Genomic DNA, 1518 nt, shown 5'->3' with positions numbered 1-1518 from the left:
TCGTTGGCACGGCGGGTCTCGGCCAGCTCGCGGCGCAGCCGCCGGTTCTCCTCCTCCAGATCCGTCTCGCCGCTCAGGGCCACCACGGCAGGGCCGGACGACTCCGCCCTGCGGCACCAGTTCCGCAGGGTCTCCGGGCCACAGCCCAGGGACTGCGCCACGACGCGGATCGAGGCGGCTCTGGGCCCACCTTCCGCGACTTGTCGGTCAAGGACCATTCGCACCGCTCGGTCGCGGAACTCAGGGGTGAACTTCTTGGGCATGTACCGATTCTCCTTCGTGAGACTCGGAACGAAACCCAGGGCGCTTCAGGTCAGGACGGACGGGGGGTTGTGCCGCTGCCTTGTCGGCCCTTACGCAGCCCGATTTCGTATGCGGTGAAGGCGATCAGCGTCACTGTGATCAAGGGGAGGACAAACCATGCCATCACGGCGGTAAATCCTTCCAGTGCGTCGTGTGCGGTGGCAGCCAGGATGAGATACCCGAGGTAAACCAGATACAGGGCTACGAACAGGGCGCCTTCCCATCGCGCCACCGTGAAGCCGGTGAAGGCTACGGGCAGCAAGGCGATCGCGGCCGCCAACATTACCGGGATATCGAAGGCCAGGGCGGCGCTGGATAGGGGAATGCCCTCGAGGGAGATCATGGCTGGCAACCCGAGCACGACTCCGATGTTGAAGATATTGCTGCCGACCACGTTGCCAATCGCCAAGTCACGTTCGCCACGGCGCACGGCGATGAGGGAAGTCGCCAGCTCAGGCAGAGATGTGCCGATGGCCACGACGGTTAAACCGACCACTAGGCTGCTCACCCCGAGCGTGGTGGCGGTGTTCACCGCGCCCTCGACGAGGAGCGTGGCCCCGGTTACCAGGAGAGCAACTCCGAACACCACGAGCAGAATCGACTTTCCGCTCGAGGCCACAGGCAGTTTCTGGGCCTGGGCGGAGGCGCCGATACCCGGGGAACCCTCAGCCAGCTGCATAACAGGGGCCTTGGACTGTGTCCTTCTGCGGGCGATGGTGACGGTCAGCACGGTGTGAGCGACCACGGCACCGAACAGGATTAGCCCGTCTACCGCGCTGATCACCCCGTCGAGGCAGACCAGCAGCAGCGCCGCGGACAGAGAAAGCATCAGGGGGAGATCAAAGCGCACCAACCGTTGTGTCGCGGCCAGCGGCAGAACTAGAGCGGAGAGGCCGAGAATGAGCAAGACGTTAGCAATGTTGCTGCCGACCACATTGCCCACCGCCAGTCCGGGTTCGTCGCGCAGGACCGCACCGATACTCACCGAAAGCTCGGGCGCCGACGTGGCCGCCGAGACCACGGTGAGCCCGACCACCAGGGAGGAAACCCCCGCTCGACGAGCCAGGGCGGAGGCCCCTCGCACCAGTACCTCCCCGCCCAGCACCAGCAGCACCAACCCGACAATGATCCGCCCCAGGTCTAGAAGGTCCATAAGTAGGAGTCTACGGATCACAACCCGAGTCGCGATGAGCACTCCATCGACCCGGTTGAGCA

The 1518-nt window shown here is 64.7% G+C and carries 2 protein-coding genes; both read right to left on the bottom strand.

Annotation, left to right across the window (positions count from 1 at the left end; genetic code table 11):
- Positions 1 to 263 (bottom strand): transposase (locus tag ACEXHE_RS13435; protein WP_374786176.1); only part of this gene is annotated, 263 nt, incomplete at its 3' end.
- A 50-nt stretch (positions 264 to 313) separates the two neighbouring features.
- The gene (locus tag ACEXHE_RS13430; RefSeq protein WP_374786175.1) at positions 314 to 1456 is read right to left on the bottom strand and encodes a calcium/sodium antiporter; all 1143 of its coding nucleotides are present in this window, start codon (positions 1454 to 1456) and stop codon (positions 314 to 316) included.
- Positions 1457 to 1518: the final 62 nt, after the last annotated feature.

Source organism: Micrococcus sp. IITD107 (assembly GCF_041927415.1).
Taxonomy (GTDB): Bacteria; Actinomycetota; Actinomycetes; order Actinomycetales; family Micrococcaceae; genus Citricoccus; species Citricoccus terreus.
Note: the sequence above shows the minus strand (reverse complement) of the source record. Positions and strands in the feature narration are given on the sequence as shown.

Coding starts and splice junctions, on each gene's coding strand:
- ACEXHE_RS13430 (WP_374786175.1), bottom strand. CDS start 1,456: ATGGACCTTCTAGACCTGGGGCGGATCATTGTCGGGTTGGTGCTGCTG.